This window comes from Nocardioides sp. S5-5 (assembly GCF_054954065.1).
In genome coordinates this window covers 3,034,017-3,048,412 of sequence record NZ_CP199913.1, presented here as the reverse complement: position 1 = coordinate 3,048,412, position 14,396 = coordinate 3,034,017, and the positions used below count along the sequence as shown (strand labels likewise).

Below are 14,396 nucleotides of genomic sequence, written 5' to 3'. Positions count from 1 at the left end.
GCTGGACTTTCAGGGGTCGACAACCCGGAGAAAGGTGTCAGTCGGCGAACAGGCCCCGGATGTCGTCGGCGCCGATCGACGTGCTCATCGCGCCGTCACCGTCGATGACCTGGGCGAACAGCTCGGCCTTGCGGGCCTTGAGCTCCATCACCTTCTCCTCGATGGTGTCGGTGGCGACCAGCCGGTAGACGTGGACGTGGCGGGTCTGGCCGATCCGGTGGGCGCGGTCGACGGCCTGGGCCTCGGCGGCGGGGTTCCACCACGGGTCGAGCACGAAGACATAGTCGGCCTCGGTGAGGGTCAGGCCGGTGCCGCCGGCCTTGAGCGAGATCAGGAAGACGGGGGAGGCTCCGGAGCGGAACCTGTCGATGACGCCGGCGCGGTCGCGGGTCGTCCCGTCGAGGTACGTCGTGGCGATGCCGACGTCGTCGAGGCGGGAGCGGACCCGGGTGAGGAAGGAGGTGAACTGGCTGAACACCAGAGCCCGGTGGCCCTCGGCGGTGAGCTCGGCGAGGTGCTCGACGAGGACGTCGAGCTTGGCGGAGCCGACGGTCTCGTGCGCGTCGTCGACCAGCGCGGGGTCGAGGGCGAGCTGGCGCAGCTTGGTCAGCGCGCTGAAGATCGCGACCCGGTTGCGGTCGAAGTCCTCGACCAGGCCGAGGATCCGCTGCCGCTCCTTGGCCAGGTGGGTGTCGTAGATCTTGCGGTGGGCGGCCTCGAGGTCGACCTGGAGCACCTGCTCCTGCTTCGGCGGCAGGTCACCGGCGACCAGCTCCTTCGTACGCCGCAGCAGGAACGGCTTGATCCGCGCGCGGAACCGGTCGAGGACCACCTTGTCGCCGTCGCGCTCGACCGGCCGCACGACCTTCTCGGCGAAGGTCCGCGGCCACGGGTAGAGGCCGGGGACGGTGATCGAGAGCAGCGACCACAGCTCCATCAGCCGGTTCTCGAACGGCGTGCCGGTGACGGCGAGGCGGAACGGCGCGGCGATGGTGCGGATCGCCTGGTAGGTCTTGCTCTGGTGGTTCTTGGCCTGCTGCGCCTCGTCGAGCACCAGCCCGGACCAGTCGAGGCCGGCGTACTCCTCGTGGGCCAGGCGCAGCAGGGTGTAGGTGGTGACCACGACGTCGTGGTCGCGGGCCAGGCCGGCCACGTCGTCGGTACGACGCGAGGCGACCGCCACCCGCAGGCCGGGCGCGTGCCGGGCGGCCTCGGTGGCCCAGGCGGTGACGACGCTGGTCGGGGCGACGACGAGGAAGGGCGCGTCGAAGGGACGCTCGGCGCGGGCGTGGGTGATCAGGGCGAGCACCTGGAGGGTCTTGCCGAGCCCCATGTCGTCGGCGAGCACGCCACCGAGGTCGTGCTGCCACAGGAACGCCAGCCACCAGAAGCCCTCGCGCTGGTAGCTGCGCAGGTCGGTGACCAGGCCGCGCGGCTCGGGGCGGGGGATGTCGGTGAGATCGCGCAGCGCCTGGGCGCGCGCCACCCACTCGGCGACCTGGGCGTCGACGAGGCCCGTCTCGGCGAGCTGGGCCCACAGGCCGAGGTCGTGGTGGCCGACGCCGATCCGGTCGCCGTCGCGCTCGCGCAGCTCGGCGGCCGCGGTCACCACCTCGCGCAGCCGGTCGAACTCGGGCCGGTCGGTCGTGACGTAGAGTCCGCTCGGCAGCACCAGGAACTCCAGGTCGAGGGTGAGCGCCGCGAGCACGTCGGGCAGCGGGATCTGCTCCTCGTCGACGCTGACCGTGACGGCCAGGTCGAGCCAGTCGGTGGCCGTGGCATCGGGCTCGACCAGGTCGAACCGGATCTCGGGCGCCGCGTCGGCCTCGCGGAAGTCGGGCCGCTCCTCCTCGACCACTCGGACGCCCTCGATCTCGCGCAGGTGGGGCAGGTCGTGGATGGCGAGGCTCAACGCGTCGCCGTCGGCGACGGTGGAGGCCGCCAGCAGGGCCGGCGGGACCGTCGCGAGCAGGGCCTGCTCGGCCGTGCTGTCGCGGACGCCGCCGAGGGAGTCGCGGCTGCTCAGGGGGCAGCTCCGCTCCGGGGCGTCGCCGTACTGCCAGTGCCAGGCCAGCCCCGCCTTGGTGGAGGTGTGCCACGAGACGGTGAGCACCAGCGTCGGCGCCAGCGGCTCGGGCAGCTCGACGGTGGAGGCGTCGGCGCGCACCGGCACCAGCCGCATCAGCCCGGGCAGCGTCTCGCGGAAGTCGGCGAGGTCGGCCGGCGGGACCAGGATCGGCGGCCCGTCGACCAGGTGACGCAGCGCGGGCGGCACCGGCGCGGTGGTCGCGGCGACGACGAGGTGTCCGGCGTCGTCGAGCAGGCCGACGACCGACGCCGGGGAGCCGACCAGCACCACGGACTCGTCGCGCCAGGTGCGCTCGCCGAGGGTGACCACCGCGCGCATCGTCGTGCCGCCCTCGATGTCGCCGAGCTCGGCCACGACCTCGGCCGGCTCGTCAGCGACCTCGACCGACACCAGGGGGCGGGCGGCCAGCAGGGTGACGCCGGCGTCGCGCGCGTGGCGCAGGGCGCGGACCACCTGGTCGCCGAACTCGTCGAGCGCGGGGGACACGCCGGCGGAGTAGTAGCCGCGGGGCCCCGCCCAGTGGGTGTGCAGCGCGGCCAGGGCGTCGGCCTGCCGCGGCACGAAGCCGCGCGGGCTGCCGCTCACGTCGCTCCACTCCGCGCCGCTCTTGATCCAGGGCTTGCTCTTGCCCTGGCGCAGTGGGCGCACCCGCAGGGTCGGCCCGGCCGCGTGGTAGCTGCCGCGGCCGCGGTCGAGCGTGATCTCGAGCGCGAGGGGGACCGTGTCGGGCACCGCCGGCTGCTGTCGCTCCAGCTCGCCCACCAGCCGCTCGACCGAGCGCCGCCAGGCCGCCTCGCCGGCCGGCCGCGTGAACGTCTGGCGCAGGGTCAGCGCCAGGGCGGCACCGTGCTTGCAGACCGAGCGCACCGGACAGGTGCAGACCGTGAAGACCCAGCCGGCGTAGCTCGCGTTGGGCGCCTCGACGTGCAGCTGGACCTGGTACGGCGTCTCCCGGCTCCCGAGCACCTCCGCCGTCGCGGTCACCGACGCCGCCGAGCGCATCCCGATCTCCGGGCGCCGGACACCGCCCGTGGCGACGATCCCGCGGGCGCGCTCCAGCGTCCCGGCATCGAAGTGGCGAGCCAGGAAGTCGTCGGTCAGCTCGGCGAGGACGTCCACGGTTCCCTCATCGTGGCACGGTCCTCCGACGAATCACCGATCCCGCCGGCGGCCACGGCCGACCAGCGGGCGTCGCCAGGGCCGCGCCGACCGAGCGTCGACGGCGATCTCTCAGCGCCCGGCGAGCTTCGTGACGGTCACGTCCGCCGATGCATCGTCGGCAGCGCGACCCGCGCGACGCAACGGGCTATCGCTCGCCCCCGGGCACCCAGAGCACGTCGCCCTGCTCGCGGTTGGCGTGCCGGGCGAGGATGAAGACCAGGTCGGAGAGCCGGTTGAGGTAGGTGATCGCCAGCGGGTTCATCACCTCGCCATGCACCTCGTGGGCCGCCCAGGCGGCCCGCTCCGCGCGGCGCACCACCGTGCGGGCGACGTGGAGCTGGGCCGCGGCGGGGGTGCCGCCGTTGAGGATGAACGAGCGCAGCTTGGGCAGCGGTTCGTTGTAGTGGTCGCACCAGCCTTCGAGGCGGTCGACGTAGTCCTGCTCGATGCGCAGCGGCGGGTACTCCGGGTCCGGCACGACCGGCGTACACAGGTCGGCGCCGACGTCGAAGAGATCGTTCTGGACGCGGAAGAGCACCTGCGCGACGTCGTCCTCGAGCCCGCCGGTCGCGACCGCGACGCCGATCACCGCGTTGGCCTCGTCGACGTCGGCGTAGGCCTGCAGCCGCAGGTCGGTCTTGGTCGTCACGCTCATGTCGCCGAGACGGGTCTCTCCGGCGTCGCCGGTGCGGGTGTAGATGCGGGTGAGGTTGACCATGCCTCGGAGGGTAGTCGTGGTGGCGCCGCGAAAAACTTCCGCCCGGGATGCAACCGATCGGACTGCCGGAGCGTCATGGTGGGTAACAGGCGTGTGGGGCGTCTGTCCGGATCGCGATCTCGGGAGGGAACCATGGGAGCACGGCACACCGTCATCTGCGTCGAGCACGTTCTCGGCGAGCCCGTCCTGGTCCTGGCGGGCGATCTCGACGTCCGCAGCACGGGAGAGCTGCGCGCCGCGGTCCACGACCACATCCGCGCCTGCGGCACCGACCGGATCAGCCCGGTCGTGATCGACATCAGCGCGGTCCGCTCGGTCGACGCGACGGCGCTCAAGGTGATCGCCGCGGCGAGCCGCCAGGCCCAGCGCTACGGCGTGCGCGTGGTGCTCCGCGGCGCCCGCCCGGCCGTGCGGCGGATGCTCCACCTCACCCACCTGATCCGGCTGATCGAGCTCGAGCGGGAGTCGGTCCCCGCCTGACCCGCGCGGCGTTGTGGAGAACCCCACACGGACGGCGGTTACCAACAGGTAGCGATCGGCCTAGTCTTCGCTCTATGAGCACCACGCCTGACGCAACCACCGGCGCCGCGAAGGCTGCCCAGCCCAAGGACCGTCCCTGGGTGATGCGGACCTACGCCGGCCACTCCACGGCGGAGGCGTCCAACGCGCTCTACCGGACCAACCTCGCGAAGGGCCAGACCGGACTGTCGGTGGCCTTCGACCTGGTCACCCAGACCGGCTACGACCCGGACAGCCCGATGGCGCGCGGCGAGGTCGGCAAGGTCGGCGTACCGATCCCGCACCTCGGCGAGATGCGCAAGCTCTTCAAGGACATCCCGCTCACCGACATGAACACGTCGATGACGATCAACGCGGTCGCGATGTGGATGCTCGCGATGTACCAGGTGGTCGCCGAGGAGCAGAACCCGGAGATGGAGCCGGCCGAGGTCGCCAAGCTCCTGGCGGGGACGACCCAGAACGACATCATCAAGGAGTACCTCTCCCGCGGGACCTACGTCTTCCCGCCCGAGGCCTCCCTGCGGCTGATCGCCGACATGATCGCCTACACGGTCAACTACATCCCGAAGTGGAACCCGATCAACATCTGCAGCTATCACCTGCAGGAGGCGGGCGCCACTCCGACGCAGGAGCTGGCCTACGCCCTGTGTACGTCGATCGCGGTGCTCGACCAGGTCAAGAGCTCCGGCCAGGTCGGCGACGACGACTTCGAGAAGGTCGTCGGCCGGATCTCCTTCTTCGTCAACGCGGGTGTGCGATTCATCGAGGAGACGTGCAAGATGCGCGCCTTCACCGAGCTGTGGGACGAGATCGCCCAGGAGCGCTACGGCGTCCAGGACCCGAAGATGCGCCGCTTCCGCTACGGCGTGCAGGTCAACAGCCTGGGCCTGACCGAGGCGCAGCCCGAGAACAACGTGCAGCGGATCGTGCTCGAGATGCTCGGCGTGACGCTGTCGAAGCGCGCGCGGGCCCGCGCGGTCCAGCTGCCCGCGTGGAACGAGGCGCTCGGCCTGCCCCGTCCGTGGGACCAGCAGTGGTCGCTGCGGCTGCAGCAGGTGCTCGCGTTCGAGTCCGACCTGCTGGAGTACGACGACATCTTCGACGGCTCGCACGTCATCGAGGCCAAGGTCGCCGAGCTCAAGGCCGGCGCTCGGGCCGAGATGGACCGGGTCCAGGCCATGGGCGGCGCGATGGGCGCGGTCGACTACATGAAGGGCGAGCTGGTCTCCTCCCACGCCCGCCGCCGCGCGCGGATCGAGGCCGGCGAGGAGACCATCGTCGGGGTCAACAGGTTCGAGACCACCGAGCCCTCGCCGCTGACCGCGAACCTCGACGACGCGATCATGACCGCCGACCCCAAGGCCGAGGAGGCCGCCCGCGCCTCGGTCGAGGCGTGGAAGGCCCAGCGCGACGAGGCCGAGGTCGCCGCCGCGCTCGCCCAGGTCGCCGAGGTCGCCAAGTCCGGCGAGAACCTGATGCAGGCCACGCTCGCCGCCGCCCGCGCGGGCGCGACCACGGGGGAGTGGGCCGGTGTCCTGCGCGAGGTCTTCGGCGAGTTCCGCGCCCCCACCGGTGTCGCCGGCGCGGTCGGTGTCGCCGCCGCGGGCGCCGAGCTGAGCGCCGTACGCGAGGCCGTACGCGTCACGGGCGAGGAGCTCGGCGGCCGGCTGCGCCTGCTCGTCGGCAAGCCCGGCCTCGACGGCCACTCCAACGGTGCCGAGCAGGTCGCCGTCCGGGCCCGCGACGCGGGCTTCGAGGTCATCTACCAGGGCATCCGGCTCACCCCGGAGCAGATCGTCGCCGCAGCCGTCGCCGAGGACGTCCACTGCGTCGGCCTGTCGATCCTGTCCGGCTCCCACATGGAGCTGGTGCCGGCGGTACTGGACGGCCTGCGTGCCGCGGGGATGGGCGAGGTCCCCGTCATCGTCGGTGGGATCATCCCCGAGTCCGACGGCAAGGCGCTGGTCGAGCTCGGCGTCGCCGCGGTCTACACGCCCAAGGACTTCGGGCTCACCGAGATCATGGGCGGCATCGTCGAGGTGATCCGCAAGGCCAACGGTTTGATCTGAGTCACTTGACGCTCGCTTCGCTCGCGCAGGTCGCGCCGCCTGCCGGCGCTGCGCGACGGGCTCAGCTCAATCCCATGCGCAGCCGCTGCGGGGCCGATCAGCCCGCGTCGATGACACGGGCGACCGACTCGGGGTCGCGGCCGACGACCGTCGTACCGTCGGAGGCGGTGAGGATCGGCCGCTGGATGAGCTTCGGGTGCGCCACCATCGCCGCGAGCCACTCGGCGCGGTGCTCGGCGGACCTCGCGGGCAGGGTGACGCCGAGCTTGCTCGCGTCGGCCGTGCGGGCGATGTCCCAGGGCTCGAGGGCGAGCCGGGCCAGCACGTCCTCGAGCTCGGCGACGGTGGGCGGGTCGTCGAGGTAGCGGCGCACGACGTACTCGACGCCGGCGGCCTCGAGCTCGCTCTCGGCGGTGCGGCACTTGGAGCAGGCGGGGTTGAGCCAGATCTCGATCACGACTCGAGCCTGTCATGTGTGACGCGCGTCACGCCGGTTAGGTCTGCCTACCCTGAATCCCTTATCCTCGGGTCGTGGGCAAGGACAAGAGGAAGTCGAAGGGGAAGGTGCGCAAGCTCCCCAAGACGAAGTGCTGCGTGTCGAAGTCGCGCTGCGGTCGCTGTCCCATCCGGATGCTCAAGGAGGGAACGCTCCCCGAGGGCTACACCGTCAAGAAGCGCGTGCTGGTGCGTGCCGACGGCAAGAAGGTCACCAAGAAGGCCCTGCAGAAGGCTGCCTGAGCCTTCACCGGTCCCGGCGAGGCCGTGTCTCCCCCTCCCTGGCGGGCGCCCAGCCCGCACCTCGCGGCGTTGACCGCACTCGACAGATGACCCGGTGTGCCCTCGCCCGGCCGCGTTGCGATGACGCACCTGGACCACCGACGATGTCAGCGCTTCAACCGGACAGGACACTAGGCTGACGCCCATGGCCGCACCGCGCTTCACCGACCAGCTCAACGTCCAGATCGGCAACGAGTTCGCCGCCCACCACCAGTACCTCGCGTGCGCGGTCCACTACGACGCGCTGACGATGCCCCAGCTGGCCGCGTTCTTCTACTCCCAGGCGCTCGAGGAGCGCCAGCACGCGATGATGATGGTGCAGTACCTCCTCGACACCGACGCGTCCGTGCAGATCCAGGGCGTCGAGGCGCCGGTGGCGGCGTTCGAGGACGTCATCGCGCCGATCGCGCTGGCCCTGGAGCAGGAGAGGCGGGTCACCGAGCAGATCAACGGGCTGCTGCGGATCGCGCGTGAGGAGAACGACTTCGCCTCCGAGCAGTTCATGCAGTGGTTCATCAAGGAGCAGGTCGAGGAGGTCGCGACCATGAACGACCTGCTCGCCGTGGTCGCCCGCAGCAAGGACGACGTCAACGCCATCGAGGACTGGGTCGCCCGCGAGCAGGGCGGCGGCGCCACCGACCCGACCGCGCCCCCGGCCGCCGGTGGCTGAGCGCTCGGTCCCGGCCTGAACGCACGCTCAGCGGCCGGTGCGCGGGTGTCGGTGCCGGTAGACGCGCACCGCCAGCACCGCGCCCACAGCGACGCCCAGCAGTCCGCCGATCGCCGGGCCCGCCTCGCCGAGGGTGCTGCCCACGGCCAGACCCGCCACGGCGACCAGCAGCACGATGCAGCACACGGCGAGGTTGAAGAAGACCTCGCGGAAGTAGACCCGCGAGAAGCTCTCCTGCGCAGGCTCGGGCCGGGCCGGTGTCGCGGCCGCCGGGGTGGGAGCGGCAGCAGGCGTCGGGGCGGCCGCCCGGTCCAGCGGGATCGCCTTGATCACCGCGGCCACGGGCAGCGGCCCGTAGACGTGGGGGAAGGTCTCGGTCGCGCCCGGCATCGCAGGCTCCTCGACCACGGGTACGTCGAGCAGTGCCGGGTCGATCTGCAGCAGCACCATCGCCTCGGTGACGTCGGCGTAGAACCGATCCCGTACGCCGGTCCACTGGTCGGCCCGGCTGGCGTGGATGAACCCCTCCTCGGCGAGGCTGCGGCCCCGGGTCGAGACCGTGTAGGCGCCGGCGCGCTGCGCCTGCTCCCAGTCGCGGAGCAGGGCGAGGTGGAAGATCGGGGCCATGGCGTCGCGGCTCAGAAGAGCCGGTCCTCGGCGTTGTCGAGACCGCGCAGGGCGTCGTAGTCGACGACGGCGCAGGTGATGCCGCGGTCCTCGGCGAGGACCCGCGCCTGGGGCTTGATCTCCTGGGCGGCGAAGATGCCGCGCACGGCGCCCCTGCCGGTGAGCAGCGGGTCGCGGTTGAGGAGGTCGAGATAGCGGGTGAGCTGCTCGACGCCGTCGATCTCGCCGCGACGCTTGATCTCGACGGCGACCGAGACTCCGTCGCCGTCGCGACACATCAGGTCGACCGGGCCGATGGCGGTGGGGAACTCGCGGCGGACCAGGGTCAGGCCGGTGGCGAGGGTGGCCGGGTGCTCGGCGAGCAGCTCTTGGAGGTGCTTCTCGACCCCGTCCTTCTGCAGGCCCGGGTCGATCCCGAGCTCGTGCTGCGTGTCGTGGTGGATCTCCTCGATCAGGATCCGCAGCGTGTCGGGGGCCTGCCCCTTCGCGGCTCGGGCGGTGACGGTCCACTCGACCCGGCCGTCCTCCGCCTCGCCCTCGCGGACGGTGCAGGGCGGCGACATCCAGTTGAGCGGCTTGTAGGACCCGCCGTCGGAGTGGACGAGCACCGAGCCGTCGGCCTTGAGCATGAGCACCCGGGTCGCCATCGGGAGGTGGGCGGTCAGTCGGCCGGCATAGTCCACCTGGCAGCGCGCAACGACGAGTCTCACGGGCGACGAATCTACAGTCTGTGCGTGGAGATCGACGACCAGCCGTGGTGGCGCCGCGAGCAGACCGACGAGCGGAGCGGTACGACGACCTGGCTGCTGGCCGTCCGGGTCCAGCCCGGCGCCTCCCGCACCGGCGCGGCCGGGCCGGCGGGCGTCGACGGGGCCGAGCTCAAGATCCGGCTGGCCTCGCCGCCGGTCGACGGGCGGGCCAACGCCGAGCTGCTCCGGTGGCTCGCCAAGGAGCTCGGCGTGCCGAAGGCGGCGGTGACGCTCGCGCGCGGTCGGACCTCGCGCTCGAAGGTGGTCCGGATCGCCGTACCGGGGCCGCGGGACTGAGTCTCTGTGACGTCTGTCTCGATCGCCGATCGGGGGTTACCGACGGGTAGTCAAGGCCTTCCCCGGGTGTCAGAATCCGGCCCATGACTTCGAGCGAGCAGATCTTCAACACGCTGGTGCTGCCGTACCTCAACCACGCGGTGCGCACCTACGAGTCGGGCTATGCGTCGGTGAGTGACATCGAAGCGGCCATGCGCTTCGGCTGCGGCTACCCCAAGGGCCCGCTGAGCGTCGTGGACGAGATCGGCGCCGCCGAGGTCCGCGATCTGCTCGCCGCGCGGTACGCCGAGACCGGCGACCACCTGCACGAGCCGGCGGGCCTGTTCGACAAGCTGGTCGCCGAGGGCCGCACCTTCGCCGACGAGGCCGCCGCCGCGGGCGAGGCCGCCGCGCCGCAGTTCAAGCACGACATCGGCAAGGTCGGCGTCGTCGGCACCGGCACCATGGCCTCGGGCATCGTCCAGGTCTTCGCCCAGGCCGGCTACGACGTGATCTTCGTGGGCCGCGGCCAGGACAAGTTCGACGGCGTCCTCGACTACATCACCAAGAACCTCGATCGTGCCATCGCCAAGGGCAAGGACACCGAGGGCGACAAGGACGCGCTGCTCGGCCGGCTCACCGGCTCGACCGAGCGCGAGGCGCTGGGCGGCGTGGACATCGTCATCGAGGCGATCGCCGAGGACCTCGAGATCAAGCTCGAGCTGTTCCGCGACCTCGACAGGATCGTCAAGCCGGGCGCCATCCTCGCGACGACCACCTCCTCGCTGCCGATCACCAAGCTCGGCGAGGCCACCGGCCGCCCGCAGGACGTCATCGGCATGCACTTCTTCAACCCGGCCCCGGTCATGAGGCTGGTCGAGGTCATCACGACCTCCGCCACCTCCGCCGACGTCGACGAGACCGTCCGCGCGCTGACCGCCAATGTCGGCAAGGTCGGCGTGTGTGCCGGCGACCGCGCGGGCTTCATCGTCAACCTGCTGCTGTTCCCGTACCTCAACGACGCGATCAGGCTCGCCGAGGGCGGCGAGGACCTGGCCACCATCGACGCCGCGATCAAGGAGACCGCGGCCTTCCCGATGGGTCCGTTCGAGCTGCTCGACGTGGTCGGCAACGACGTGTCGCTGGCCATCCAGAGGGAGCTGCACGGCGAGTTCGGCGAGCCGGGCTTCGAGCCGGCCGCCACCCTGGTCGCCAAGGTCGAGGCCGGCGAGCTCGGCCGCAAGACCGGCAGGGGCTTCCACGAGTACGCCTGACACAATGACGGCGTGACTCTTCACCACACGGCTCTCGGTGCCACCGGGAGCCGTGTGGTCTTCCTGCACGGACTGTTCGGCCAGGGCAAGAACTGGACCGGCATCGCCAAGCGGCTCGCCGAGCGGCATCGGGTCCTGCTCGTCGACCTGCCCCACCACGGCCGCTCGGCCTGGCCGGAGCGCTTCGACTTCGCCGAGACCGCGGCGCTGGTCGGCGACGTCATCCCGGCCGACGAGCCGGTCGCCCTGGTCGGCCACTCGCTGGGCGGCAAGGTCGCGATGGTGCTCGCGCTGCTGCACCCCGAGCGGGTCGAGCGGCTGTGCGTCGCCGACATCTCGCCGGTGACCTACCCCGAGGGCCGGGAGTTCCCCGGCTACATCGCCGCCATGCGCGGCATGGACCTGAGCCGGGTGGTCCGCCGGGAGGACGCCGAGCGGCTGCTGGAGCCGGCCGTGCCGGACCCGACGGTGCGCTCCTTCCTGCTGCAGAACCTGCGCCGCGACCCCGCCGCGCCCCAGGGCTGGAGCTGGCAGGCCAACCTCGAGGTGCTCGGTCGCGATCTCGGGGCCATCAGCGGCTGGCCGGAGGCGGAGCTGGCCGACGCGCCGCCGTACGACGGACCGGTGCTGTGGCTCGCCGGAGGCCGGTCGAGCTACGTCCAGCCGGCGTACGACGCCGCGATGGACCGCTGGTTCCCGCGCAACCGCAAGGTGACGCTCAAGGACACCGGGCACTGGCTGCACTCCGAGCGCCCCGAGCTGTTCCTCGAGGTCCTCCAGCGATTCCTGGGAGACTGAGGGCCTGCTCAGCCGTCGGCCTGCCGGGCGCGGTAGGCGGCGACCGCGTTGCGATTGCCGCACGTGAGCGAGCAGAACCGCTTCGAGCGGTTGCGAGACAGGTCGAGGACGATGCCCTCGCAGGCGTCGTCGGCGCACACCGACAGTCGGGACAGCTCGTCGGCACGGATCACGTCGATCATGGCCATCGCGGTCTCGACGAGGATCCGCTCGGCGAACGGGGCCCCGTTGTCGACGGCGTGCAGGTGCCAGTCGTGGCCGTTGTGGCGGCGCAGTTGTGGGAGCGCGGAGGCCTCGCGGAGCATGGTGTTCACGATGCCGGCGGCCTCGTCGCGCCCGGCGGTGAGCAGGTCTCGCAGCCGCGGCGCGATCGCGAGGACGGCGTCCACCTCGGCCTGGTCGCCGTCGTGCCGCCCGGTGTAGCCGTTGTCGGCGAAGAAGGCGTCGAGGTCGTCGGGGGTGCGGATGGTCACCGGCTCCAGGCTGCCGTTGACCAGGGCGACCGCCGCCTGCAGGGACAGCGAGGTGTCATGGGCGAAAACCACTTTGACAGGTTACCGCACCCGCCCGTACTGTCATGAGTCATGACGACGTTGACTCGTGACGGATCCCGCGCGGGCGTGCTGCTCGCGCTCACCTCCGCGGTCACCTTCGCGCTCTCCGGCGCCCTCGCGCGGCCGCTGCTCGACAGCGGCTGGACCGCCGGCAGCATCGTGCTGCTGCGCATCGCGATCGGTGCCGTCGTCGTCCTGCCCTTCGGCCTGGTCGCCCTGCGCGGCCGCTGGCGCCTGCTGCGCCGCGCGGCCCCCACCATCGTGCTGTACGGCGGCCTCGCGGTCGCCGGTGCCCAGTACTGCTACTTCTCGGCCGTGCGGACCATGGAGGTCGGGCCGGCGCTGCTCATCGAGTACACCGCGCCCGCCGCGGTCGTGGTGTGGATGTGGCTCACCCACGGCCAGCGTCCTGGCCGGCTCACCGTGGCCGGCGCGCTCGTGGCAGCCCTCGGTCTGGTGCTCGTCCTCGATCTCTTCGCCGGCGCGGACGTCGACCTCCGCGGCGCCGCCTGGGCGCTGGCGGCGATGGTGGGCGCGGCGGCGTACTTCGTCATCTCGGCCGACGAGCGCAGCGGGATCCCGCCGATCACGCTCGCTGCCGGGGGCCTGGTCGTCGGCGGCGTGCTGCTCGGTTTCCTCGGGCTGGTCGGGCTGATGCCGATGACGTCCGCCGCGGCGAGGGTGGGCTACGCCGGCGTCGACGTGGCACCGTGGGTGGTGCTGCTGCTCCTGGGCCTGGTCACCGCCGCCCTCGCCTACACGACCGGGATCGCCGCCAGCCGGCGCCTCGGCTCGCGGCTGGCGTCCTTCGTGGCGCTCAGCGAGGTCGTCGCCGCCGTGGTGTGGGCCTGGCTGCTGCTCGACCAGCTGCCCGCCCCGATCCAGTTCGTCGGCGGCGCGCTGATCCTCGTCGGTGTGATCGGGGTCAAGCTGGGGGAGCGCAGCGTCGTGGTCGAGTCGGAGGAGCCGGTCCTCGTCTGAGCCTTCTCCCGGCGCAGGTCAGCGCAGGTCCTGGCGGCGGACCACGACCTCTCTGAAGACCAACAGCACCGCGGCAGCGGTGGGGATCGCCAGCAACGCGCCGACGACGCCGAGCAGCCCGGCGCCGATCAGGGCCGCGATCACGATGACTGCGCCCGGAAGGTCGACCGACTTGCTCATCACCCGCGGGTAGACGACGTAGTTCTCGAACTGCTGGTAGATGACGAAGAAGATGACGCAGGCGATGCCGGTCTTGAGATCGGTCGCGAACGCGATCGCCGACACCAGCACAGCCCCGATGGTCGCGCCGATCATCGGGATCACGTCGAGCAGCGCGACGACGAAGGCCAGCGCGACGGCGTACTCGCGCACGTCGGTGAAGTAGAGGAACACCAACGAGCTCACGCCCGCGCAGAGCGCGACCAGGAAGGCTCCGGAGACGTATCCGCCGATATTGGCGATCACCTTGTCGCCCAGGGAGGAGAAGCGCTCCCGGCGCGAGGCGGGGGCGAGCTTGTAGACCGCGCCGGTGGTCGTCTTCAGCGACGCGAGGAAGTAGAGGGTCAGCACGAAGATGACGAAGGCGTTGAACAGTGCGCCGAGCACCTTGAGGCCGACACCGAGCGCGCCGCCGAACAGCGTGGAGATGAAGTCGCCGTCGGTGACGAAGTCAGTGACCTTGTCGAGGACGCCGTACTCCTCGTTGAGGTCCTGGATCTTCTGGTTGCGCTCCAACTCGTCGAGCCACACCGGGACGTTCTTGCTCAACGCGGTGACCTGGTCAGTGATGACCGGGACGATCGCGACCAGGAACAGGCCGAGCGCGGCGAGCGCGATCACGATGACCACCACGACCGCGAACGATCGGCGCAGGCCGCGGCGCTCCAGGAACTCCACCGCCGGGTTCAGTCCCGCGGCGAGGAAGAAGGCGACCACGATCAGCATCAGCGTCGAGCCGATGCCGAGCACCGCCTGGAACAGCCAGAAGGCGGTCAGCGCGCCCAGCGCGCCCACGAAGCCGACGAAGAACGGCGAACGGCGGCTGAACGGCTTGCCGGGCTCGCCGTAGGGCGAAGCGGCGGCGGGCGCGGGCGCGGCGGCTGCCGGGTCGACCCCGGCGTGCTCGCTCACACC

15 protein-coding genes are annotated in these 14,396 nt (G+C 71.5%); 8 read left to right on the top strand and 7 right to left on the bottom strand.

All coding sequences use genetic code 11. The features are described from left to right. Window positions 1-37: 37 nt before the first annotated feature. The gene (locus tag ACUP6Y_RS14435) at window positions 38-3,208 is read right to left on the bottom strand and encodes a DEAD/DEAH box helicase (protein ID WP_462551437.1); all 3,171 of its coding nucleotides are present in this window, start codon (window positions 3,206-3,208) and stop codon (window positions 38-40) included. A gap of 187 nt (window positions 3,209-3,395) precedes the next feature. After that, on the bottom strand, window positions 3,396-3,968 hold the full coding sequence (locus ACUP6Y_RS14430) for a cob(I)yrinic acid a,c-diamide adenosyltransferase (RefSeq protein ID WP_462551436.1): 573 nt from the start codon (window positions 3,966-3,968) through the stop codon (window positions 3,396-3,398). A 132-nt stretch (window positions 3,969-4,100) separates the two neighbouring features. Here ACUP6Y_RS14430 and ACUP6Y_RS14425 point away from each other — a divergent pair, with 132 nt between their 5' ends. Then, a complete protein-coding gene (locus tag ACUP6Y_RS14425; protein WP_462551435.1) occupies window positions 4,101-4,448 on the top strand; it encodes an STAS domain-containing protein in 348 nt (115 codons plus the stop codon). Window positions 4,449-4,522: 74 nt separating this feature from the next. Beyond that, window positions 4,523-6,556, top strand: a complete 2,034-nt coding sequence (locus tag ACUP6Y_RS14420; protein ID WP_462551434.1) for a protein meaA — start codon at window positions 4,523-4,525, stop codon at window positions 6,554-6,556. 97 nt (window positions 6,557-6,653) lie between these two features. On the opposite strand, the gene ACUP6Y_RS14415 is transcribed toward ACUP6Y_RS14420, so the two are convergent. After that, complete coding sequence (locus ACUP6Y_RS14415) at window positions 6,654-7,013, bottom strand: ArsC/Spx/MgsR family protein (RefSeq protein WP_462551433.1); 360 nt, start codon at window positions 7,011-7,013, stop codon at window positions 6,654-6,656. A 74-nt stretch (window positions 7,014-7,087) separates the two neighbouring features. Between ACUP6Y_RS14415 and ACUP6Y_RS14410 the strand changes: the two genes are divergently transcribed. Both ACUP6Y_RS14410 and ACUP6Y_RS14405 read left to right on the top strand, forming a co-directional pair. After that, on the top strand, window positions 7,088-7,294 hold the full coding sequence (locus ACUP6Y_RS14410; protein ID WP_462551432.1) for a hypothetical protein: 207 nt from the start codon (window positions 7,088-7,090) through the stop codon (window positions 7,292-7,294). A 184-nt stretch (window positions 7,295-7,478) separates the two neighbouring features. Then, a complete protein-coding gene (locus ACUP6Y_RS14405; RefSeq protein ID WP_462551431.1) occupies window positions 7,479-8,003 on the top strand; it encodes a ferritin in 525 nt (174 codons plus the stop codon). Between the two features lie 27 nt (window positions 8,004-8,030). On the opposite strand, the gene ACUP6Y_RS14400 is transcribed toward ACUP6Y_RS14405, so the two are convergent. Both ACUP6Y_RS14400 and nucS read right to left on the bottom strand, forming a co-directional pair. Next, window positions 8,031-8,630: a DUF952 domain-containing protein gene (locus ACUP6Y_RS14400; protein ID WP_462551430.1), complete on the bottom strand. Its 600-nt coding sequence runs from the start codon at window positions 8,628-8,630 to the stop codon at window positions 8,031-8,033. A gap of 11 nt (window positions 8,631-8,641) precedes the next feature. Then, a complete protein-coding gene (gene nucS, locus ACUP6Y_RS14395) occupies window positions 8,642-9,340 on the bottom strand; it encodes an endonuclease NucS (protein ID WP_462551429.1) in 699 nt (232 codons plus the stop codon). A gap of 24 nt (window positions 9,341-9,364) precedes the next feature. On the opposite strand from nucS, the gene ACUP6Y_RS14390 reads away from it, so the two are divergent. The 3 genes from ACUP6Y_RS14390 (at window position 9,365) to ACUP6Y_RS14380 (ending at window position 11,727) form a co-directional block, all read left to right on the top strand. Further along, window positions 9,365-9,676, top strand: coding sequence for a DUF167 domain-containing protein (locus ACUP6Y_RS14390; RefSeq protein WP_462551428.1), 312 nt, complete (start codon window positions 9,365-9,367; stop codon window positions 9,674-9,676). 83 nt (window positions 9,677-9,759) lie between these two features. Then, window positions 9,760-10,929, top strand: coding sequence for a 3-hydroxyacyl-CoA dehydrogenase family protein (locus ACUP6Y_RS14385; protein WP_462551427.1), 1,170 nt, complete (start codon window positions 9,760-9,762; stop codon window positions 10,927-10,929). Between the two features lie 12 nt (window positions 10,930-10,941). Further along, window positions 10,942-11,727, top strand: a complete 786-nt coding sequence (locus tag ACUP6Y_RS14380; protein ID WP_462551425.1) for an alpha/beta fold hydrolase — start codon at window positions 10,942-10,944, stop codon at window positions 11,725-11,727. 8 nt (window positions 11,728-11,735) lie between these two features. Here ACUP6Y_RS14380 and ACUP6Y_RS14375 read toward each other — a convergent pair whose 3' ends face one another. Continuing rightward, complete coding sequence (locus tag ACUP6Y_RS14375; RefSeq protein WP_462551424.1) at window positions 11,736-12,272, bottom strand: CGNR zinc finger domain-containing protein; 537 nt, start codon at window positions 12,270-12,272, stop codon at window positions 11,736-11,738. A 39-nt stretch (window positions 12,273-12,311) separates the two neighbouring features. Here ACUP6Y_RS14375 and ACUP6Y_RS14370 point away from each other — a divergent pair, with 39 nt between their 5' ends. Continuing rightward, window positions 12,312-13,262, top strand: a complete 951-nt coding sequence (locus tag ACUP6Y_RS14370; RefSeq protein WP_462551423.1) for an EamA family transporter — start codon at window positions 12,312-12,314, stop codon at window positions 13,260-13,262. 18 nt (window positions 13,263-13,280) lie between these two features. Here the strand turns inward: ACUP6Y_RS14370 and ACUP6Y_RS14365 are convergent, their stop codons facing one another. Further along, entirely contained in the window at window positions 13,281-14,393 is a 1,113-nt protein-coding gene (locus ACUP6Y_RS14365) for an AI-2E family transporter (RefSeq protein ID WP_462551422.1), read from the bottom strand. Window positions 14,394-14,396: the final 3 nt, after the last annotated feature.

Coding starts and splice junctions, on each gene's coding strand:
- ACUP6Y_RS14430 (WP_462551436.1), bottom strand. CDS start 3,968: ATGGTCAACCTCACCCGCATCTACACCCGCACCGGCGACGCCGGAGAG.
- ACUP6Y_RS14425 (WP_462551435.1), top strand. CDS start 4,101: ATGGGAGCACGGCACACCGTCATCTGCGTCGAGCACGTTCTCGGCGAG.
- ACUP6Y_RS14420 (WP_462551434.1), top strand. CDS start 4,523: ATGAGCACCACGCCTGACGCAACCACCGGCGCCGCGAAGGCTGCCCAG.
- ACUP6Y_RS14405 (WP_462551431.1), top strand. CDS start 7,479: ATGGCCGCACCGCGCTTCACCGACCAGCTCAACGTCCAGATCGGCAAC.
- ACUP6Y_RS14400 (WP_462551430.1), bottom strand. CDS start 8,630: ATGGCCCCGATCTTCCACCTCGCCCTGCTCCGCGACTGGGAGCAGGCG.
- ACUP6Y_RS14385 (WP_462551427.1), top strand. CDS start 9,760: ATGACTTCGAGCGAGCAGATCTTCAACACGCTGGTGCTGCCGTACCTC.
- ACUP6Y_RS14370 (WP_462551423.1), top strand. CDS start 12,312: ATGACGACGTTGACTCGTGACGGATCCCGCGCGGGCGTGCTGCTCGCG.